This window comes from Parabacteroides sp. Y3-G-102 (genome assembly GCF_023656845.1).
GTDB lineage: Bacteria > Bacteroidota > Bacteroidia > Bacteroidales > Tannerellaceae > Parabacteroides > Parabacteroides distasonis.
On sequence record NZ_JAMOKU010000015.1, the window covers coordinates 47,565 to 69,277 of the forward strand.

Annotated in this window: 23 protein-coding genes and 2 pseudogenes; all 25 read right to left on the reverse strand. The window is 39.0% G+C overall.

Annotation, left to right across the window (positions count from 1 at the left end):
• The 25 genes and pseudogenes from ftcD to NBH16_RS09495 all read right to left on the reverse strand — a co-directional run bounded on the left by ftcD (position 1) and on the right by NBH16_RS09495 (position 21,707).
• On the reverse strand, positions 1-906 hold the full coding sequence (gene ftcD / locus NBH16_RS09375; RefSeq protein ID WP_250788420.1) for a glutamate formimidoyltransferase: 906 nt from the start codon (positions 904-906) through the stop codon (positions 1-3).
• Positions 903-2,906 (reverse strand): urocanate hydratase, encoded by a 2,004-nt coding sequence (hutU, locus tag NBH16_RS09380; protein ID WP_196008625.1) that lies wholly within the window; start codon positions 2,904-2,906, stop codon positions 903-905. Before hutU ends, ftcD begins: the two co-directional genes overlap by 4 nt.
• A gap of 429 nt (positions 2,907-3,335) precedes the next feature.
• Complete coding sequence (locus NBH16_RS09385; protein ID WP_005859157.1) at positions 3,336-3,746, reverse strand: type II toxin-antitoxin system VapC family toxin; 411 nt, start codon at positions 3,744-3,746, stop codon at positions 3,336-3,338.
• Entirely contained in the window at positions 3,743-3,985 is a 243-nt protein-coding gene (locus tag NBH16_RS09390) for a hypothetical protein (RefSeq protein ID WP_005859159.1), read from the reverse strand. The genes NBH16_RS09385 and NBH16_RS09390 overlap by 4 nt, the downstream gene beginning before the upstream one ends.
• 410 nt (positions 3,986-4,395) lie before the next feature.
• Positions 4,396-5,204 (reverse strand): annotated as a pseudogene (locus NBH16_RS23285) (DegT/DnrJ/EryC1/StrS family aminotransferase); the annotation flags it as partial.
• A gap of 180 nt (positions 5,205-5,384) precedes the next feature.
• Complete coding sequence (locus NBH16_RS09405; protein WP_036611378.1) at positions 5,385-5,975, reverse strand: sugar transferase; 591 nt, start codon at positions 5,973-5,975, stop codon at positions 5,385-5,387.
• A gap of 8 nt (positions 5,976-5,983) precedes the next feature.
• Positions 5,984-7,195, reverse strand: a complete 1,212-nt coding sequence (locus tag NBH16_RS09410) for a DegT/DnrJ/EryC1/StrS family aminotransferase (protein ID WP_036611380.1) — start codon at positions 7,193-7,195, stop codon at positions 5,984-5,986.
• 169 nt (positions 7,196-7,364) lie between these two features.
• A pseudogene (locus NBH16_RS09415) lies at positions 7,365-7,553 on the reverse strand (IS66 family transposase); the annotation flags it as partial.
• 263 nt (positions 7,554-7,816) lie between these two features.
• Entirely contained in the window at positions 7,817-8,011 is a 195-nt protein-coding gene (locus NBH16_RS23400) for a nucleotidyltransferase family protein (protein ID WP_080707552.1), read from the reverse strand.
• The gene (locus tag NBH16_RS09420; protein ID WP_036611386.1) at positions 8,012-8,206 is read right to left on the reverse strand and encodes a hypothetical protein; all 195 of its coding nucleotides are present in this window, start codon (positions 8,204-8,206) and stop codon (positions 8,012-8,014) included.
• A gap of 55 nt (positions 8,207-8,261) precedes the next feature.
• Positions 8,262-9,107 (reverse strand): polysaccharide deacetylase family protein, encoded by an 846-nt coding sequence (locus tag NBH16_RS09425; RefSeq protein ID WP_036611389.1) that lies wholly within the window; start codon positions 9,105-9,107, stop codon positions 8,262-8,264.
• A 3-nt stretch (positions 9,108-9,110) separates the two neighbouring features.
• Complete coding sequence (locus NBH16_RS09430; RefSeq protein WP_036611393.1) at positions 9,111-9,833, reverse strand: SDR family oxidoreductase; 723 nt, start codon at positions 9,831-9,833, stop codon at positions 9,111-9,113.
• A complete protein-coding gene (locus tag NBH16_RS09435; RefSeq protein WP_036611396.1) occupies positions 9,830-11,047 on the reverse strand; it encodes an ANL family adenylate-forming protein in 1,218 nt (405 codons plus the stop codon). The genes NBH16_RS09430 and NBH16_RS09435 overlap by 4 nt, the downstream gene beginning before the upstream one ends.
• Positions 11,047-11,268, reverse strand: a complete 222-nt coding sequence (locus NBH16_RS09440; RefSeq protein WP_036611399.1) for a phosphopantetheine-binding protein — start codon at positions 11,266-11,268, stop codon at positions 11,047-11,049. Before NBH16_RS09440 ends, NBH16_RS09435 begins: the two co-directional genes overlap by 1 nt.
• A gap of 18 nt (positions 11,269-11,286) precedes the next feature.
• A complete protein-coding gene (locus tag NBH16_RS09445; protein WP_157304440.1) occupies positions 11,287-12,132 on the reverse strand; it encodes a hypothetical protein in 846 nt (281 codons plus the stop codon).
• Between the two features lie 335 nt (positions 12,133-12,467).
• Positions 12,468-13,121, reverse strand: coding sequence for a hypothetical protein (locus NBH16_RS09450; protein WP_122246304.1), 654 nt, complete (start codon positions 13,119-13,121; stop codon positions 12,468-12,470).
• Complete coding sequence (locus NBH16_RS09455) at positions 13,118-14,185, reverse strand: ketoacyl-ACP synthase III (protein ID WP_122246302.1); 1,068 nt, start codon at positions 14,183-14,185, stop codon at positions 13,118-13,120. The genes NBH16_RS09450 and NBH16_RS09455 overlap by 4 nt, the downstream gene beginning before the upstream one ends.
• Before the next feature lie 3 nt (positions 14,186-14,188).
• On the reverse strand, positions 14,189-14,428 hold the full coding sequence (locus tag NBH16_RS09460; RefSeq protein WP_036611407.1) for an acyl carrier protein: 240 nt from the start codon (positions 14,426-14,428) through the stop codon (positions 14,189-14,191).
• 22 nt (positions 14,429-14,450) lie between these two features.
• Positions 14,451-15,836: an AMP-binding protein gene (locus NBH16_RS09465; protein ID WP_036611412.1), complete on the reverse strand. Its 1,386-nt coding sequence runs from the start codon at positions 15,834-15,836 to the stop codon at positions 14,451-14,453.
• A gap of 9 nt (positions 15,837-15,845) precedes the next feature.
• On the reverse strand, positions 15,846-16,601 hold the full coding sequence (locus tag NBH16_RS09470) for an SDR family NAD(P)-dependent oxidoreductase (protein ID WP_036611415.1): 756 nt from the start codon (positions 16,599-16,601) through the stop codon (positions 15,846-15,848).
• Between the two features lie 15 nt (positions 16,602-16,616).
• On the reverse strand, positions 16,617-17,372 hold the full coding sequence (locus NBH16_RS09475; RefSeq protein ID WP_229038737.1) for an SDR family NAD(P)-dependent oxidoreductase: 756 nt from the start codon (positions 17,370-17,372) through the stop codon (positions 16,617-16,619).
• Positions 17,372-17,602 carry a phosphopantetheine-binding protein gene (locus NBH16_RS09480; protein WP_122246366.1) on the reverse strand — a complete coding sequence of 77 codons (231 nt, stop codon included), beginning with the start codon at positions 17,600-17,602 and terminating at the stop codon, positions 17,372-17,374. Before NBH16_RS09480 ends, NBH16_RS09475 begins: the two co-directional genes overlap by 1 nt.
• 79 nt (positions 17,603-17,681) lie before the next feature.
• Complete coding sequence (locus NBH16_RS09485) at positions 17,682-19,115, reverse strand: O-antigen polysaccharide polymerase Wzy family protein (protein WP_196009448.1); 1,434 nt, start codon at positions 19,113-19,115, stop codon at positions 17,682-17,684.
• 9 nt (positions 19,116-19,124) lie between these two features.
• Complete coding sequence (locus tag NBH16_RS09490; protein ID WP_122246298.1) at positions 19,125-20,510, reverse strand: hypothetical protein; 1,386 nt, start codon at positions 20,508-20,510, stop codon at positions 19,125-19,127.
• A gap of 3 nt (positions 20,511-20,513) precedes the next feature.
• On the reverse strand, positions 20,514-21,707 hold the full coding sequence (locus NBH16_RS09495; protein WP_122246295.1) for a glycosyltransferase family 4 protein: 1,194 nt from the start codon (positions 21,705-21,707) through the stop codon (positions 20,514-20,516).
• Positions 21,708-21,713 lie beyond the last annotated feature (6 nt).

Genomic DNA, 21,713 nt, shown 5'->3' on the forward strand with positions numbered 1-21,713 from the left:
CTATTCCATAATACGAGCTTCCAACACCTGATTCATTGAGAAATCCTCCAATCCCAAATAGTAAGAGGCCGTATCGATCAACGCCTCCATAGGAACCAAGCCGATAATCTCACTCCCCACCACCGGAACACCATATCTGCGAGCTTCGATACGAACTAACTCGAAGGCCCGGTACAAGGCCGTACGGGTATAATCGGTCATATTAATAGAGACCTGTACGATACCACGTTCCTTCAACTCAACCCCCATCGCTTTACAATAGCGTAAACCTCCGCCGATGAAACGGATTTTCTTCGCTATATCCGTAGCGATCTGCAATTGATTCGTTCCTAAGTTCACATTATAGGCGACCAAAGGCATGCGGGCACCTATGGCAACCGTACCGGCTGTCGGATGTCTTTCGGCCGGACCAAAATCAGGTTTCCACTCCGGTTGATGGATTTTCTCTGCCATCCCCTCAAACTCTCCTTTACGGATCGCCGCCAGATTCTCCCGGTAAGGGGCGGAAGCCGATTTCTCATATAAGAAGACCGGCACGGCATAACGAGCGCCCACTTCCTCCCCTACTTCCTTAGACAAGGCGATCGCCTCTTCCATCGTACATCCGCGAATCGGTATAAAAGGAACAACATCTACGGCCCCCATTCGAGGATGTTGACCGCTATGCTTGTTTAAATCGATCAGCTCAACGGCAACTCCAATGGCCTCCAATACGGCTTGTTTTAAAGCGACTGGCTCCCCTACCACGGTAACAACCAAGCGATTGTGATCCTCATCATTACTATAGTCCAACAGTTTAACACCCGTCTTAGCCCGGAAAGGCGTTACGATCTTATCTATCTTCTCCAGATCCCGTCCTTCACTGAAGTTAGGGACACATTCCATAATCTTATTCCAAGTACTCATACCTTTTTATTTAATGATGTTTGTACGATTTCATGAATAAACGCCCTCTCCGGGATATACGGGAGGGTAATATGATACTGTTCGCCACGGTTCTCATTGAAAGTAGCGCTCGTACGCATCGCATTCGGGTTACGAGCCCATGAGCGACGGGCGACACCCCCCATCACGTCCCATATCATAGCAGAGCGAAGTATCTCGTCCACCCGCTCACTACCATCGAGAACCATACCGAAACCTCCGTTTATCGCCTTACCGATACCAACCCCTCCACCATTATGAAGAGCGACCAAGCTCATACCCCGGGCGGCATTTCCAGCGAAGCACTGCACCGCCATATCAGCCATCACATTGCTTCCGTCCCGTATATTAGAGGTCTCACGGAATGGAGAATCCGTACCGCTCACGTCATGATGGTCTCGTCCCAACATAATCGGGCCTACCTCCCCATCACGTACCATTCGGTTAAACTCAAGGGCGATCTTCAAGCGCCCCTCAGCGTCTTGATATAAGATCCGGGCTTGCGTACCCACCACCAAACGGTTCTTCTCCGCGTCACGTATCCAATTATAATTATCCATATCCTGCCCTCTTCGAGTCGGATCGATACACGCCATAGCCGCATGATCCGTGCGAATCAAATCTTCCGGCTTACCGCTTAAACATACCCAGCGGAAAGGGCCATACCCATAATCAAATAATTCCGGCCCCATGATATCTTCCACATAAGAAGGCCATATAAAACCATCTTTCTCGTCCACACCGTTACGGGAAATCTCATGTACACCGGCATCATAGATCGCTTTCATGAAGGAGTTCCCATAGTCAAAGAAATAGGTACCCCGGGCAACCAGACGCTTGATCACCTCGAAATGTCGCTTCAACGTTTTATCGACCAAAGCACAAAAGTCTTCCCGGTGATGAGCCAATAATTCCGTACGTTCCTCAAACGTCACGCCTGCCGGACAATAACCACCTTCATAGACCGCATGACACGAGGTCTGGTCACTCAAAAGGTCGATGGAAAGCCCCTGTTTATCGGCATATTCCAATAAATCCACGATATTGCCATGAAAAGCGATAGAGATCGGTTCTTTCTTACGAATCGCCTCATCGGCTAAGGAGAAAGCTTTCCCCATATCATCCGTCACATGCTGGACCCATCCTTGGCATCGGCGTGTCTCGATACGGGAAGCGTCTACCTCGGCGATTATACTGGCAGCACCGGCAATCACGGCGGCTTTAGGTTGAGCGCCACTCATTCCTCCTAAACCGGAAGATACAAACAGATAGCCTCGCAAATCCTTATCTTGTGGAATCCCTAATTTCTTACGTCCGGCATTCAACAAGGTATTAAACGTACCGTGTACGATACCTTGCGGGCCGATATACATCCAACCTCCGGCCGTCATCTGTCCATAATTAGCGACTCCCATCTGGGCGGCGACATGCCAATCCTTTTGGTTATCGAACATTCCCACCATCATGGAGTTCGTGATAATCACCCGTGGGGCATCCGGCTTGGAATGAAACAATCCTAGAGGATGCCCGGATTCGATCACCAAGGTCTGCTCCTCGGTCAGCTCCTCCAAATACTTCTTAATCAAACGATATTGCATCCAATTCTGGCAGACCTGCCCAGTCTCGCCATACGTAACTAACTCATAAGGATACAAAGCGATATCAAAGCAAAGGTTATTATCGATCATTACTTGAAAGGCCTTTCCCTCGATACATTGACCTTTATATTCAGAGATAGGCTTCGCTTTCAAGTCTCCCTGCGGACGGTAGCGATAACCATAGATCCGTCCCCGGGTCAATAATTCCTCCATGAACTCAGGAGCTAGCTTCTCATGTAATTCAACAGGGATGTAACGAAGCGCGTTCATCAATGCCGTTTCTGTTTGAGCGGGCGTAAGCGAATAGCCGCGATCGGGAGCACGGCGAATACCGGAAACGAAGGAAGGATATTCCGGCAAATAGTTATCAAGATGTATTTCCATAACGTGAATGATTTAGTAGGTGCTTACAATCTGCAAGGAATTTCACGGATTCAGCGCCGACAAGTTAGCGATTATCCAAATCCCAACCAATTATCATTCCATGTTTAGAAGCATAAAAAAGCCCCCGTCTCTCTCATCCTCCCTAAGGGAAAGAAAGACGGGGGCATAATTATAATTGTTCAGTAGTAGAAGTTTTTCCTGATCCATTAGGACCAGCAACAATACAAAGTGTAGGGCGTTTCTCTTTCATTACAAATCACTATTTAGATTCGTTCGATCTATATATCTTCAGTTTTTCTCTCACTTCCTGCATTCTTCGTTTCAGTTCCATCTCCACTCTAAGTGAACTTTCTCGAGCGGCAATAGCTACTTGCTCCATTATATCTTTCCTATCATGAAGTAACTTTAATTAAATGAATAGATTATCAATTAAATCTTCGCTCTATCAATCCAATTCTCTATTTTAAGATGAGGAATACGTTCTAGGTGCTTTACATTTTCTGTAACTAAAATCAAATCATTTGCTACGGCAGAAGCTCCAATCAACAAATCAAAATCATCTATTAAAAGTCCTTGAGATCTCAATGTGCTTTTTAGTTCAGCGAACATAAGCAAAGAACCGTAAATTGGTAAAACTGTAAACTGCGAGATAAAAGATTCTACCTCTTTCAACATTTTATCCTTTCGATTTGAGCAAGTAGCTCCATATAGAAGTTCGGCAATAGTAATTTCAGAAATAAAGCAATATCGCTTCATTTTATCATCAATCTTCTCATTTAAATGAAATTTCCCTTTCATATAGAAGATACATATGTTGGTATCTAAAAGATAACGCCTCATTCGTCAAAAGATTCAATAGATCGCGTTCCCAAAACACGTGCTTTATTAATTTCAGCAATAATCTCTTCTGCACTTTTGTCATCATCCCAAGCGCCAAACGAATCTTGTATGGATGTCTCTTTCTTTTTACCCCTCAAAAGGCTCTCTGAAAGCTTACGAATGACACGCAACTTTATCTCATCGCTAAACGAAGACAATAAATTTATATAACTATCCGCTATTTTCACCGTTGTATCCATAATCTTTTTCTTTTACAGAAACAAATATAATCATTATTGATTATAATACAGTATTTAGTCTACTTTTTTTGCAAGCGTGAACCACCAATACAGCGTACCCAGTATTTATCAACAGGTTAACCATACCAGTTTTTCTGAACAAAATTCAGATTTCTTATTCTTTAACAATTAAGCGGCTGTTTGAGACGGCTTTGTTATCTCAGCATCCTTGCCGTCTCCATAACGACGAACATAGTCACATGGCAAGAACAAAGCGTCCACATTGTTCAACTTGCAACTTTCTACCAAACACAAAAAAAGGTGCATCAAAATGACACACCCTCCTCGTAACAAAAATAAAATCTTTATGATTAGCCTCTACTTAGGCCTACACAGTAAAACGAATTTAACTCATGGAATAGCTGTTAAAATCAACGCTCAATCAAGCCCCTTATACCTCCAACGATATACTCAATATCCCGATCCGTCACATACGGGCCGGAAGGCAGGCACAACCCAACCTTAAACAAAGATTCGCTCACCCCATTCACGTAAGCCGGACAATCCTTATAAACAGGTTGCTTATGCATCGGTTTCCACAAAGGACGGGATTCTATATCCATCGCGTCAAGTCCCACACGCATCGCCTCAACATTGGCATTCGGCTCGCAATCCGTATGTGCGTTAGCCGCTGCGTGAGTCACGCCACCCGCACCACCAACAGCACCTTGTACCGTTGCTTGATAAGCATTCTCCTGCCCTTTCACCCTCAATAAAGGATCCAAGACAATCGTATTCAACCAATAATTACTATCAAAACGACCGGAAGGATTCTCATGCAAGGTGATCCCTTTCACATCCTTCAACAGTTCCCGGTATAAATCACACGTATGCTTATGATGAGCTACATGAGCATCAGCCACCGTCATCTGACCACGCCCGATACCCGCACAAATATTCGACATCCGGTAATTATACCCGATCAGCGACAGCCATAATCTCATCCACCTTATAAGGCATCCCATATAAGGCAACGGGAACAATCGCTTTCGGTGTTTTTCCCGTCTTTTCGGTACGATCCTTAATAGCCTTTTCCAATAACACAGGATTCATATTCCAAGTATCCACCTCCGAATCCACAAACACAGGCGTAGCCCCCAAATAAGTGATCGGATGCGAGGAAGCACAGAAAGTAAAACTTTGTACCAGCACCTCCATCCCCCGGCTTCACGCCACAGGCTTGCGATAACGCTCTTGCAAAAAAACAATTTTCGTCTTTTCTTGGTGTAACGCTAGTCTGCAACTTGAAAAGCACTCTATAATCACAACCTTCAGACTTCTTGCCTCTGATTGACAACGGCAGATTGTATCGTCTGCATATCTCTCAAAAGGTTTTTAAGGAATAATAAAGACGTAAGTACTATCTACGAATAATCTCCCAAAACGTTTGAAAGACCAAACGAATATCATACCCAAACGAAACATTACGAATATACTCCAAATCAATCGCAAGCTTATCTTGCATAACTACATTGATATAATATTGATCCGAATCCTCCACTTTTTCCAACAATTCATTCTCATTCCTATAGCGGATAGAAGCCAAAGAGGTAACCCCCGGACGCACATCTAACACTTGCATCTGTTCTGAAGTATACAAATCCACATACTTACGTACCTCCGGACGAGGTCCCACCAAACTCATATCGCCAATAAAGACGTTGATAAGTTGCGGAAACTCATCCAACTTATACTTACGAATAAAGTAACCCGAACGGGTCACCCTTGGATCATGACCACCAACAGTAATCAATCCCATCTTATCTGCCCCTACACGCATTGAGCGAAATTTAAAGATTCTGAAGTCCCGATTCTTTCGCCCTACTCTCACTTGACGATAAAATACAGGACCTTTCGAATCCAACTTTATCCAAATTGCAAGTATAAGGAATACAGGACTCATCACAAGCAGTCCAAAACCACTTGCAACAATATCAAAAATACGTTTCAATAGAGCTATTATTTAGAGATAATATCAACGAAGTTAGAAATGACGTAATCAATGTCTTCGTCTGTAAGTTTGGTGTGAAGAGGAAGTGTAATCTCATTCACGAATTGGTTATATGCGTTAGGATAATCATTAATATCAAATCCCAAATTCTTATATGCCGTCATCATTGGAAGCGGTTTATAGTGAACATTGCAAGCGATACCACGCTCAGCCATCCGATTAATAACTTCGTTTCTCTGCTCCAATGTCTTGCCAAGAAGACGGACAAGATACAAATGGCCACTTGAAGAATGTTCATCTCCATAATGATTCAGCACCCGTACAGGTATCTCACTTGCTTCGAGCGCAGCATCATAACGTTCAATAATCTGGCGGCGGCGATAAAGCATCTCGGGATAACGCTTCAATTGAGCGAGACCTATTGCAGCCATAATATCCGTCATATTACATTTATAATTAGGTGCAACGATGTCATACTCCCAAGCTCCAAGCTGAGTTTTTGTAAGAGCATCCTTATTCTGACCATGAAGAGAAAGCAACTGAAACTGTTTGTAAATCCATTCATCATCCATTCCTTCAACTGGTCTCCAAGTCAGTGCCCCACCTTCTGCTGTAGTAAGATTTTTCACAGCATGGAATGAAAAAGAGGTAAAATCTGCAATCTCACCACACATCTTACCATGCCATTTAGCGCCAAATGCATGAGCAGCATCAGCCAAAACTACCACACGCCCAAACGCTTTCTGAATGTCATTTGCAGGAACAAATATATCTTTCTTACTTTTCACAGCTGCAAAAATCTTATCGTAGTCACAAACAACCCCAGCCAAATCTACAGGAAGAATGGCTTTAGTTCTTGGAGTAATCGCATCAGCCAGTTTTGAATAATCAATTTCAAAGGAGTCCGGAGCAGTATCAACCATTACCACCTTCGCCCCTACGTGGCACGTCACGCTTGCTGTAGCCGTATACGTATAAGCAGAAGTGATCACCTCATCGTCCGGTCCAACTCCCAGCACACGCAGAATCATCTCCATACATGCTGTAGCCGAATTCAAACAAACCACTTTGTTCGTTCCGCAGCACATAGCAATCATATTTTCAAACTCCTTGGTTCTCGGACCTGTAGTAATCCATCCGGAAAGGATGGATTCTTTAACCTCCTCAACTTCTGCATAAGTCATATCAGGAGGTGAAAAAGGGATTTTTTTTGTTATCATATAAAATGCATTTGTATTAATTCATTTCTAAATGTCAGCTCAATTCAGGGTATCCCCCTTTGAAAGGGCACTTTACAGTATACTAAACCAAGTTTTATTAAATAATACGTTTGAATTCAACATTAGTCTACCGCCAATATGATTTTGCCAGAGGCTATATTAGCATAATCTCCGCATTCGGTTCGTTGCCTTGATTAGCCGCCTTAACAAACTTGTTGTTGGCATGAAACATACAAATCGGGTGAACAGTATCTTTGAATCGGGCTGATTTCAATTCATCACCAATAAAAACATAAACGTTATATCCGTCGGACATAATACTCTTCAATTCCACATCAAGAAAAATCCATAATATCTCTACCATACGGTAAGGTCACGGTAGCTTAAATTCTTTGGGAACAAATGCAGACTATTGCTTATACAAATTTCGATCCAGATGCGAACAGAATTATCGGGATGACCAATGCTTTATGAGACATTGAAACCAGTATAGATTCCCGCTCTTCCTCTGCTGGTGGAATACCATCTACTTTGACTTCAACTGTTTTTTACGAGTATCCTTATACCACTTTTGAAAGATGTTATAAGGAACTTCGCTCTTTATACCTACAGCCCTGCTTTTTACAATTTCCGCAGCCGTTTACCTTCTTCTTCGGTAAAATATAAGTCTATATCACCACTTTCACTTCTCAAAGGAAAAGCGTACTCTGTAGCAACCACTTGTCCCTTCATCATGACGGATTGAAAGCCTTTCTTCGAAAAAAGTTCAAAAACTTCAGGAGCAACGTTGTTGGCTAACTCGTTTCTCTTTTCAATTTACATGACAGAAGCAGACCAATTAAGAATAGTTTCAATACCACCATTCCTATTGGCATTCATTTGTTGTAATCCTTCAAATGCAATCCCCCTTACTGCTTGCTTAGAAGCAAGTCTGTACAATTTTCTCAAAGTCGCATCATCAAGCTTAGGAAAGCTTTCATCAACCTGACCTCCAAGATCAACCTTCAACAAATGAAGGAATATTTTTTTGTTGCTTTGTCTTATTTTTTGAGAATTGTACTTAAAGTTAAATATCGTCTAAAGTAACTGTTTGAGAGGAAGACCAATCAACGAGATTATCAGTCTCACATAAATTTATGAAATTAAAATCTTTTATGTATTTTACAAATTTAGTATAAGCTCCTTTTAGTGCAACTCTATTTTTAAATTGTCGCATTCTTGATAGTTGAGGCATTTGAGGTTGGAGAGGGTCAAAGTCACTAGGATGAAAATATGACATTAAATAGTCAGACTTTCTTGTTAGATTAGATATTATACCATATGGCATAATTCTAAAATAACCACCTCCAGAAAATACTATGTCACGACCTAATATTTTACCGAGACTTATGGGGAACTCCTTTAAAACTCCGTTAGATGTCTTAATTAGTGAAGGAGTAGCCTTGAACCCTGGAATACCACCAAACTCATGAGTCAAAGGAAAAACAGAACTATCATATTTAAAGCCCAGTTCAATTAACACATCAAATGTCCACTTATTTTCTTTAGTTATAGAAAACGAAGGAACTCTATAAGCATTAACCTCACAACCGGCTACATCTTCTATCAAACATTTTGCCTTGTATGTATCTTGCTTGAATTCTTCTCTTGTAAACTTGGTTGCTAATTGATGTTGATACGAATGACAACCTATATGATGATCTTCGGCAACGATTTGCTTAATAATAGAAGGATGCTTTTCCGCAACCCATCCAAGACACATGAAAGTACCTTTAGTTTTACTGTCAGATAAAGCTTGAAGTATCTTATCTACACCTTCATATAACCGAACTTCAAACTTATCCCATTCAAAATCTTCTGAATAATCATCATGATTATACCAGTCCTCAATGTCAAATGTTAATATATTCATATCTTATATCGTCCCATTATCAACATGAACATTCTGACCAGTGATACTGCAAGCTTTATCGCTTACAAGGAAAGCTACAGTCTCGGCTACTGAACGAACTGAGGTGGCTGCCTTCAGTGAAGTGCGCTTGTAAATTCGGTCTTTCTGGTCTTCTGTCAAAGCGCTGCTCATCTTGGTTTCCATGAAGCCTGGCACAACTACATTGCTGCGGACTCCGAGTTGTCCCCACTCGCGAGCTGTGTCTTTTGAGAATGCTTCTAGAGCGCCCTTTGATGAAGCATACATTGCCAAGCCTTTGTAGCCAGTGTGTGCCGATATACTTGAAATATGCACAATACTTCCCTTTGTATGATGAAGTAACATGTTTCGGATGGCATACTTGGTCATCATCATCGGAGTGAAGACATTGACATCGTACATTGCCTTCAATCGGTCAAGATTGAGGTTTGTCACAATATCGTCGTAAGCCATAGCTGCATTATTGACATAGCTATCAAGCTGGACACTATTGCCTACAAACTCCTTAAAGATTGTCTTGCGTACACCTTTGCTATCAGAAAGGTCAACACACTTGAAGAAGAGACGACCTGCGTATTCGACTTCAAGTTCCTTAAATTCATCGGTATAGCTGCGAGCCACACCATAGACTGTATTTCCTTGCTCCAACAACACACGGCAGATTTCAAGACCAACACCGCGAGAGCAACCTGTAACTAATATATTCATGAGCGTTTAATTTTTCCTGTTCTTGTCAATGAGAATGTGTTCACGAACTTAATTCGGCGAGGAATCTTGAAGTCCTGCAACTGCTCTTTCAGTATGTTGCGGATACCAAGTTCTGTCAACTCTGAACCTTCTTCAATCTTAACCTCAGCACAAAGCACGTTGCCAAGGATTGAGTTTGCCTTGCCATAGACCAATGCTTGTAGTACTCCCTCGATATTGAGTATTGCACGTTCCGTCTCTTCTGGATTGACTTTATAGCCACCCACGTTGATGAGTTCGTTTTTGCGGCTTTTGAAACGGAACAAACCTTTCTCTTCATCAACCCACTCAATCAAGTCGCCAGAATGATAATAGTCGTCCTCAAACCTAAAGTTGTCTGACTGACCAAGCAATGAGCGATGAATCAGCAGCTCGTCATCTACAATCTTGAACTTGTTGCGCAATTTCTCTGGCAACTGGAAAGCATCACCTTTTGCAGCGAACAGTGAACCTGCTTCGGTCGAAGCATACACGTTGTTGATTTTTGCAGAAGGGAAGATTTTTGTGATATTGTCATAGAGCTTGCTATCCGACTTCTCTCCACCAAGCGTAACACGCTGCACAAGAGGATATTCTTTCTCAAACGGAAGCAACAGACGATAGAAGGTCGGTGTTGCAGAAATGTGAGTCACCTTCTGACACTCAATCAGCTCATATACTTCTGAACGAGACTTATTAAAGACATTAACCAAAGTATTCTGATTCATAAATGTCTGGAAAAAAACCTGCAAACCTGCCATATGGGTTGGATTATAGGCATATGCCCAAATCTGTCCGTTATACTTCTCTCCTTGGCGAACTGAGCGAGTCAGATTCTGCACATTGTGTACAACCTTTTTGGGCTGTCCTGTTGTTCCACTAGTGAAGATGGTAATTTGTGAAGAAGAGTTTTGCACGGCAGCAATCACCTCTTCTATAGTTATTTCACCCTTTACAGGCAGAGTTTCTGCCACGTTCATCCTGCTCTCATCCACACCGCCAATCTCGTTGGCATTCAAGTCTGCATCCAGCAGAATCAGCGGAACGTTTGAAGACAAAGCCTTGATTAGGTTGGAGAAATAGAGGAACAAGTCTGGCTGCTTGTAGAGAGGATAATAGCTCTGAGAGCCATTGATCTCTGCCAACAGCTGCTCATAACTATGCACCTGCTTATCGTTAATCAGAAATACAGCCATTAACCCAATTTAGCGTAGATTTCACCGATTGTATTCACAAGGCCATCCTCGAAGATGTCAACATCAAACTCATCCTCAATCTTCACTGTCAGTTCAGCGAGGTCGAAAGAAGTGAATTCAAGGTTGTTACGGAGGTTGTCCTCAACATTCAGTTTTTCTAATATTGCAAGGTTCTTTGCCTTGCGGATTTCGTTAATGATAGATAATACTTTCTGTTCCATATATTTTTACCTTATTATTTATAATAAATCGTATGAAGATAGATCAACCTCCCAGTTATCAAGATTGAGCACATCTTCTTTTGATAATTTTTCTTTGTCTAATATTCTGCAATCAAATCTGAAAGACTTAGGCTCAAATTTTCTTGGAATTTTAATCATCGATATTGGCGTAAAATGCAAATGACCGACATAAAGGAATAGTCCACATTCTGATTTTTTATCTTCCACCATCAGCCTCACAGCCTTATCAAAATTCTTTTTAATCAATGGGTGAACATCCATTAAAAAACATGCTTTTATTCCTTCAAATGCAGAAACTTTCCATACACACCGCATTTCACTATCATTATATTTATGATAATCTTCTGGGTTAAACCAATTGAAACGTGTTTGATGGAATTGTGGTCTTGCTTTCTTTATAATAGCACATGACTGCTTGGTTGAAGAAGATAAATGCGAAAGACCAAGTAAGCACTTTGAAAATAGAATTGAAAACGGATTTAATATCTTAAGAGACGCCTTATAGTCTCCAACTTTGTAAGGTAGGATATAGGTATCAAGCAAACCAATACGCTTTTCTTTCAGGAAAGCTCTACTTACATTATTAGAATTATCATTAGGGAAACCAATACAGGCTGTTATTCCATTTTCTTTAGCATGTTTTACAGAAGCATTGAGAAGTTGAATAATATTACCCACATCGGTTCTATGTTCTTCTATGATAAACAAATCAGTCCCAACAACAACATATATATCTAAATCATTTGCTTTATATGCGAAAGGGACCAAAGTGTAACCTCCGCAAATATCATTTGAATCATTGTACAAAAAAGTGTGATATGAAAAACCTAAAGGTGTGTTCATATACTCGTTCTTAAACACACCAACAGACTTTTCTGTCTCAAATATTTTATTATAAATATTCAAATATGAACTTATGTCACAGTCAGACAATTCTATAGTTTTTAACGTATGAGTAGTCATATTTTATAAGTGTCAACAGGCTGTTTTCTGCAAAAATCATGGCTAAGCACAATAGAATAGGCTAAAATTCGAGTATCATCACCTACATAAATTGATAACCTACACTGTTTCTCTAAACAGGCCTAAGGCAAGATTAGCACTCTAGTACCTAAGTCTATTCTATAAACGGATAATATAATCTAAGAACCTCTGAAAAATTTTCTCAAAGAATTCGTCTAAACCTTCCTATTGTCATTAATTTTTCTTTTTAGTTCTTTTTTCATCATAACACGAACTCTGCCATTGGGAAGTGTAATTTCTTCTACAGGCATTGCTCTATTAACTTTTAGGTGATATTTATAAACCGAAGTATTTGCTTTATCTACCTCAAAAAACATTTCTCTAACACCTAAATCGTACAATATTTCATTTTTTATATTGCTCATCTCTACCGATTTTAGGCTATCGTCATCTTTTAGCCAACACCAATATTCACCTCTAACACCTTCCGTATGTACTAAAGAAGGTGCGTTCTTGCTATTTGAGAGGGACTTATATCTTATCCATACCTCTTTAAATAGAGATGGGTGTTTTATAATAGCACCTAATGCAGCTACTCCAAGTGAGAATTTATGTTTTTTTACGTTCTCAGCTTGTTTCTTAGCATCCATAGTAGTATTTGCAAACCCCAAGATTTTTCCTTTCTCATTAACTGCACATACCGTGACTTCCCATGGATCATCAAGGATGATTTTATAAAAGGCTCTCAAAAAAGACTCTCCTAATGACAAGAAAATACCTTGTGTATATCTTTCACGAACGTGCCAATGTATATTTGCAATTTCTTTAGCATCGCTAGGTTTCGCCAGCCTAAACCTTATTTCGCTCATTGTATTTTCATATAATTAATAGGTTCTACAATCATCTTTTTTGTTCTTAATACCATAGTACCCCAAGTAAGACCTAAACCGAATGCAGAGCATAAAAGTGTGAGCGGTTTTTCTGCAAGTTCATCCTTAAGATTATAAGTCATAAGCATAGGAATAGAGCAGCCACCAAGATTACCAAATTCTTGTAGGTCATATGGTGTCTTTTCTAAAGGTAACTTTAGTTTTTTCACAATACGGTCTACAATAAGTTTATTAGCTTGATGAATCAAAAAATAATCCACGTTTTCTGCTGTCAGCTCATACTCCTCCATAATTTTCTTAATACTAATAGGAGGTTTAGATATAGCAAACGAGAATACATCCATGCCATTTATAAGAGTATCCTTTGGTCTGCGAATTATACCCTTACCAAAGTCCTTATATTCAAATGAGTCCATAGTAATTGGATGTCGGAAACCACCATTCGGTGTCATCAACGCTTCATAACCTGAACCTAATGTATTAAAATCAAGGATAATGTCTTCTGCGTTTTCATCATGTTCCAATGCAATAGCAGTACCACAATCACCAAACAAAGAGATACGGCTCTTGTCTTTAGGCGAACCCATACGAGATGCAGTATCACCGACCAGAACAAGTGCTCGTTTAACACTTCCATTAGAGAGTAAATTTCCTGCGACATTGATGGCGTACAAACATCCGCAACATCCCATAGGAATGTCCATGACAAATATAGAATTAGGCAGACCCAACCTAGCCTGTAGAATACCTGATGTCGGAGGAGTTGGATAATAGTCACCTGTAACTGATTCAAATAGCAACACATCAATACTATCTTTTTCCCAGCCTAAACTTGTCAGGAGGCGTTCTGCTGCATCAAAGCAAAGATCACTTGCGCAAATGTCATCAGTGGCTAAATAACGTTTTTTTATACCAACGGTATTATCGAAGATCTCAGCCTCTTCCTGTGTAAACAGTCCAAGCTCTATTGTGGTCTTAGGGTTATCCGGGACAGTCCCGGTAACACCTCTCATTGCCACATTCTTAATTGTCCACCTTGCCATAACTTAGATTTCCACGTCGTATTTCTTAAGAATCTCGATACCTTTCTCGTATGAAGTCAGCTCAACAATGTCCTCTGGGTCAAGCATGACATCGAAAGTCTCTTCCAACACAGCTATGATATTGAGCTGGTGGATAGAATCCCAGTTGTCAACTGTTTCTTTTGAAAAATCTTCCTTTACGTTTGCTACGTCAGTGTCAAACACTTCGGCGAGTAAGCTCTTGTATTTTTCCAAGTTTGCCATATCTTTATATATTTTTCATTTGTTAATGCAAAATCACCTTTCCTGCTTCGTTACGTTTGATTTCAGGAATATATTCAACTTTAATGTTCTTGTGGAAGAGGTGAGTCTTCTCTGCCACAAAATCTGCAACTGCTTCTTTTAGAGACTCTGTTGTGATATACACTTTCAGAATTTCGTCAGTTCCAGAGCAGACACAGTCTGTTGTGAAGTTAGACTTGATAAGGTGCTCCATTTCATCAAGACCAATTCTCAGACCAAAAATTTTCAGGAAGCGTTTCATTCTTCCTACAATGAAATAATAACCATCAGCATCACGGTAAGCAATGTCTCCTGTGTGCATTATGCCATGATTCTCATCTCCCTTCACAAGGTCTTCCTTGCAGACAGCATAACCCATTGTGACATTCTCGCCACGATATACCAGCTCTCCAGTCGCTTCACCAGCAAAGGTCTCAACACCATTGTTGTCAATGATTGAGAGCTGTCCGTTTGGTTCTGCCTTGCCAATGCTCCCCTGCTTCTTGCTTGCCATGTCAGCTTCAAGATAAGCCATACGTGCAGTGCATTCTGTCTGGCCGTAAGTTGGGATGAATTTCTTTCCTGTTCTCTCGGCATAGTCGCAGCACTCTTTGAACAACTCTTTGCTCAGCTTGCCACCTCCCTGAGTTATAATCTGAAGGTCTGGTAGATTCATTCTGAAGAAACGTAGTTTGCTCAGAATCTCATAACTGAACGGAACACCCGTAAAGCTTGTCACACCACCTTCTTTCATGGTTTTCCAGAATTCACGGTCGGCAAGTGAAAGACCACAGAGATAGATTGTACAACCAGCATAGAGGTGACTTGCTATGACAGAAAGCCCCATTGTGTAGTGCATTGGCAGTGAAGCCATTGTTTTTTCTTCACCTGTCATCTTGAACATCTGAGCAACGTTCCTTGCATTAGCTTCAATGTTATTGTAACAATGCCTTACCAACTTTGGACTGCCTGTCGAACCAGATGTTGGCAGCAGCAGAGAAAGATCTTCATGTAACTTTGGAGCAACATTGCCTGTGTTCATAAGAACATAGCCATGAGACTCATACGTCACCTCTCCATCAAAATTTTCAACTATTTCTTTAGGAACCCAAAGGAACTTAGGCTGGTACATCTCATACAGATTATCAAGCAATGTTCTATCTGTGTTTCTACTCAGTATTAACGGAACAATCCTGTTACTAAGCATTGCAAAATAACCCAGCAGACTACCTATAGTATTTTCTGCAAGAATAAAGGTGAGAGTACGCTCTGGCAAATGATTTTTAAACTCTGTTGCAAAGTCGCATAAGTATCCGTATGTCACAGACTGTTTGCTATCGTCTATAACAGCAATCTTACTTCTGTCTTTCTTATCTAAATTTAAAAACATACTGATTAATTATATTGAAGCACACCCATCCACTCCAAGTATTTGACCAGAGATATAAGATGAACGGTCTGAAGCGAGGAATGAACAAGCATTAGCTATATCTTCCGGTGTTCCCAACCTGCCAAGAGCAATTCGAGAGATTCTGTCATCTATCTTATCGCCATTAGCTTCATACAACTCGGCAAAGCGTTCTGTCTTTACAATACCAGGAGCAACAGCATTAACTCTGATTCCCTGAGCAGCTAGCTCCTTGGCAGCAGATTTGGTGAAAGACATAATTGCTCCCTTAGTTGCTGAATAAGCACTTTGGCCAACAGAACCCAAAATAGCAGTAACCGAAGCAATGTTCACAATAGAACCACCACCGCAGCGAGACATAAAACGAGACACAAGCTGAATCATCTCAATGATTGCTATCACGTTGATGCGGAACATTAACTCTGTCTCTGGCCTTACTATCATACCAATCTTCTTATTGAACACCACGCCTGCATTATTGACCAGCACATTAATCTTACCTTCCGTCTTGAAGATGTTCATGAATGCAGCTTTAACAGCAGCAGCGTCAGTCACATCAAAATATACAGGCTGCACTTTTGTGCCACACTCCTTGCTGCACTCCATAGCCCACTCATCTATCTTGCCTTCCTGAAGGTCGCAAGCATAGACAATTGCACCGTCTTGCGCAAACCGTGTAGCAATAGCCTTACCTATACCTTGTGCTGCACCAGTGATGATGCAGACTTTGTTTTCGAGTAGTTTCATTTACTATTTTTATACTTAACTTAACGTCATACCACCGTCAATCTTAAGTGCAGTACCAGTTACAAAAGCGGCAGCTTCAGAAAGGAGATATGCTATTCCATAAGCAATGTCTTCTGGTTTAGCGAACCTACCTAGCGGATAATTTTTGATTTCATTTGCTTTCTCTTCTTCTGTAAAAGAGCCTATAAGTGCGGTTTCGACCATTCCTGGATTTACGCTATTACACCTAATTCCCTTAGAACCTAATTCCAAAGCAATTGTACGCATAAATGCGTCTATACCGCATTTTGTTGATGCATATATCCCATTGCCTATTGAAACTCTGAAAACTCCAGCAGCTGATGCAGTATATACAATAGAGCCACCTTTATTAATCTTCTTTTTTTTGAGAAGAGATTTTGTCAAAAGAATTGGTGCATTCAAATTAATCTTTTGTATTCGAATCAGTTCCTCTTCTTTAATGAACTGTGTCAACGTTAATTTCATAACGCCGGCATTGCACACTAAACCATCAATTTGAGGACAAAAATCAACCAACGCTGCTAATTCATCAGAATTAGTTAAGTCGGCAGCGAAATATAAGGGTTCTCTTTCTTGAAAATCAGGGAGAGAATTAAAGGTATCTTTAAGAGCCTCCTGCCGAATATCTGTCAGTATAACTCTAGCACCTAAATTAACGCACAAGTGTGCGGTAGCATTTCCAATGCCACCAGCACTACCAGTAATCAAGATAGTCTTTCCTTTTAGAGAAAAAAGATTTGAACTCATCATTACACCTTAGCCATTACTTGATCATACAAATCCTTGATTGTAACAGAAGATCTCATTTCATTAGCTCCTATTGTTACTCCAAGTTCCTCATCTATCATAGCTATGATAGAAAGAGCTATTAGGGAAGAATATTCTTCAAGTTCATGGAATACTGTTTCAGGAGTAAAAACACTAGCATCAGTTTCGTCAAACTGTTCTGCAAAATTCTGAATAAAATCGTCAAGTTCCATAATTAATATATTAATTATCAATTTGTAATGGTATTTTTGTTTCGATTTAACACACAAACACCTTCTATTTTTACTTATATTAACTTCTTCCATTATTCTTGACACAATATATAAATGCAAATACTATGATTGCTGTAAAAGAAACAAAAACATAATATATAAAATCAATATAATTAGAGCGAGGAGCATAAATAATATTACTATACATCATTAATCCAACAGAAGCTTTCCAAAAAGACAATGAACACCATTTTATAATTATCGCCAAACAAATCCCATAGATTAAGCCACCTAAAATAATTCCAAAAAATCCCATGTCAGCCCACAAATCTGCAATGAAAGAACCTCCGTATCCACCACCTGCAAGATATAAATTAGGTGAACCCATATACGTTAAAGTTGCATGTAACGTATGATCTTTCATAGCATGCTCGACTGTCTGAGGTTTTACCGGCCCTGTTCCAAACAATTTCTGTGAAATAATATTATGATTCATGAAGTCAATAATCTTACCTATGCTATAGACCTTACCCTTTGGTAGTTTTTCGTCAAAATAATTTACATATCCTATAACATTAGCACTAACGCCCTGCTGATAAAAAAAACTCACAACAAGGTTTGAAGAACCTTTATAGTCAACATCCTTATCTGACCTAATAAAAGCTATCATAAATAAAATGCTAACAAATATAGGGATCAAAGTAGAGAGGATTATTATACCTCGCTTTGTAATCCAAGGCTTTTCGCCAGGATTAACTCTATTCCTAATAAAGAAATAAGTGACTAAAAATATTATAGCCAATACAGCTCCTCCTCTTTGTCCTGAGCTTAATGACAACAAATTAACTACAAGATATAAAATTATGACATATTTTGAATCTTTTTTTGATGGCATTGTTGCCATATAGAAATAGAAGAAATATTCAAAGAAAGAAGCTAAGAAAACAAAAATATATGGAACTTGTGGACTATAAAATAAATAATAATCTGCATAACTATTAGTCTTCACATATCTTATTTGGTCATATAGACCAACTAGGACAAAAATAGAAAAAAAGTAAATGGCTTTTTTAGATATTTTTCTTACTCGCACAACACCATGATTCTCAAAGAATGGATTAATGCTATTTATGGTCTTGAGAGGAGTTAACCTATAACCTAAATAGACTGATAGAAGCGCAATATATAATTGCAAATTTACTTTTAGATTAATCTCATCATTAAAAATAGTTTCACCCAATTCTAGCGCCAAATCTGACGTATCAAAGAACAAGGGAAAAATAATTCTTGTCAACAGAAATGTAAAGAAAGTTACAAAGAACGCAGCGATTGTAATACTACTGTTCAACCCACTCTTTAAGATATACCATATACCGTCAAATAATAAAAATAAGATACAATAAGCTATCAAATCTACATTAGCAGTTAAGTAGCTACATAAAACAACAATTGACAGAGAAAACAAAAACAAAAGCTCCCTAATATTTATTCTTTTAATTGTGATTTGTCCCATCTGTTGCTTTTAATTGTTAATAACGCTTTTGAATATAATAGTGTTAAAATCGGAGTATGCTACAGTCTCAGCACCTGTAGCTTCACGTTGGTTTATAAACTCTTCAAAGTCACCAATTTCATTAATGTAATAGAAACCATCTTTTACACTTGGGTTATAACCCATTGCTGTCATTCCTTCACAATTCAATCGTGCAACCATCTTTCCTGCTGATATAGCTTCAAAGACAACTGAAGAATTTTCACCGACTATATATTTGTATCGCATAATTGCAATCTGGGAACACTCTGTAGATGTAACATCTTTCACATTTTGAACATCATCAATCAATGTAATCTGCTTCTGTCCATAACGCTCTTGCGGGTGTCTCCTAATATGGAAATTGACATCAGGGTGCATAGAAGCCAGTTTTAATACAGTGCTTAGAATATAGTCACTAATCTCTGGGTCAGAAATAAATAACACATAATTAGGGTCAAATTCTTCAACATTCAAGCTAGTTTTCAAATAACTCTTTAAAGCCCAACCCACATTAACAATCTTTAACGGATCTATACCAAAAACATCAAGAGGACAACTGTTGCCAAAGGCACAGAACACATCTGGATCTATTTTTGGATTATATTCACCTGAATATTGAGGTGTTCTGCCCAATGTAATACCATGTTGCATTTCAACCACCTTAATTCCTAAAGATTTGGCTGCCAACGCTTGTGGCAAGAATGTAATTCTTGATACACCAATAATAACACCTGGCTTTGTGTTTTTAAAAATTCTCCTATACATTACTCTTTGCACCGTGAAAGAACAAATCTTTAAAATGCTATATAACTTTGCCTTTTTGTCCTTAGTAAAATAATCTGTTGTTACATTATTCAACTTTTGAAATTCCTTCTTGTTTAACAAATAAACAAAAGGAGATATTATAACGCCGCAAAGCAAGCTAAAAGTTCTAATAATGTCGGTATAAACAATAGGATGCTCATCAGACCTATCGGCAGGATGTGAAATCTCGTTATTAAAATACAAGTAATCGTTTTCTTCAAGTTCACAACACTTAATAATCGGGTCAAAGAATTTATCAATTCTTTTATTGTTAACATTCTCTAACCTTGTAAAACCCACAAAACAATACTTTACATTCTTCTTTGAGAAAAGTAAAGACAACAGCTGAAAAAGAGAGATAAACCAATATTTCACACTACGAATTGACCTTTTTGTCTTATTGTTTTTAGCTAGCGTAATGTCAGTAACACCTTTGCTAATCAAGTAATGACCTCTCAGTCTATATTTCAATATAGGCCAAGCCGGAATTCCACTAATATTGATTTTGTTAAGGTTATATCTTTCTTCAACCTCAAGTATTTCTGCAACTAAAGAATCTAACGTTGCCATTGCTTACTTTTTTAACAAATTATGAAATACTTCCGAATAGCCATTTACCATAGAATGCAATGAAAACCTTTCATCAAACAATCTTTTGGAGTTGTCTCCCATTTTCTTCCAGTCGTATTTGTCTAGGTTCATCAAGAAATCTTTTACACCTTCTTTTGATGGTTCTATCAAGAATCCTGTTTCTCCTTCAATAATCATCTCAGGGATGCCACCAACTCTTGTTGATATAATAGGAAGACCTTGACGCATCGCTTCAAGAATTGATATTGGAAGACCTTCATCCAAACTAGGGAGAATAAATATATCATTCTCTGCTAATATTTCTGCTATGTCGGTTCTGCTACCTAAAAAAGAAATGAAATCTAAGATATTATTATCTTTACAAGTATTGTACAACTCATCCTTTATAGTACCGTTACCAATAATGTTAATGTGAATCTTTCCTAATAAATTTTCAGGTAATTCTTTTAAAGCTTCAATTATAAATCTTTGACCTTTTCTTTCACATATAGTTCCAACACAGCAAATTGACAAAACTTCAGGATTCTTTGTGGTATCATTTACTTTATATTCTGGGACACCATTGTAATTAAAGAAAACATTATTCTTATCAAATCTTGGATGTATTTCAATAAAGTGGAGAGAAGATGATTCTGCTACAAAACCTATCTTATCAATATGTTTCAATACAAATTCACCTTTGCTTGTATAATACTTGGAGAGAAAACCTTTTCTTAAACATGGATATTGGATAAAATCCATTTTATATAATTCGCCATTAGTATGTACCACTAAAACCACCTTTGCTGTATCCTCTTTTTTTCTGGTTTTCAAGTAATAATAGCATGTATTCAATTCATGCATAAAGACAACATCTGCTTTTCTATTTAACTGCCTATATCTAGAAACTAGTGTCTTTGCAGCTCTGCCGCTTCTAATATACAGATGTAATAATGCAGCCAATGAATTTGTTCTACAATGACTGTCAATCAAGTTATATAAATATTTCTTTATACCATGAATCTCTGCAGCCTTAGAGCCTTTGATCTTATTTGGAAATATATTTTCTCTGGTATAATAGTCTATATCTACACCTTTATCCTCGAACAAGCTCTTGCTTTCATGCAAGAAACGCATTACAGCACTTGCTCCTGTAGGGTCTGAGAGATACTTGCTATAGAGTAATGTAACTTTCATATTTTA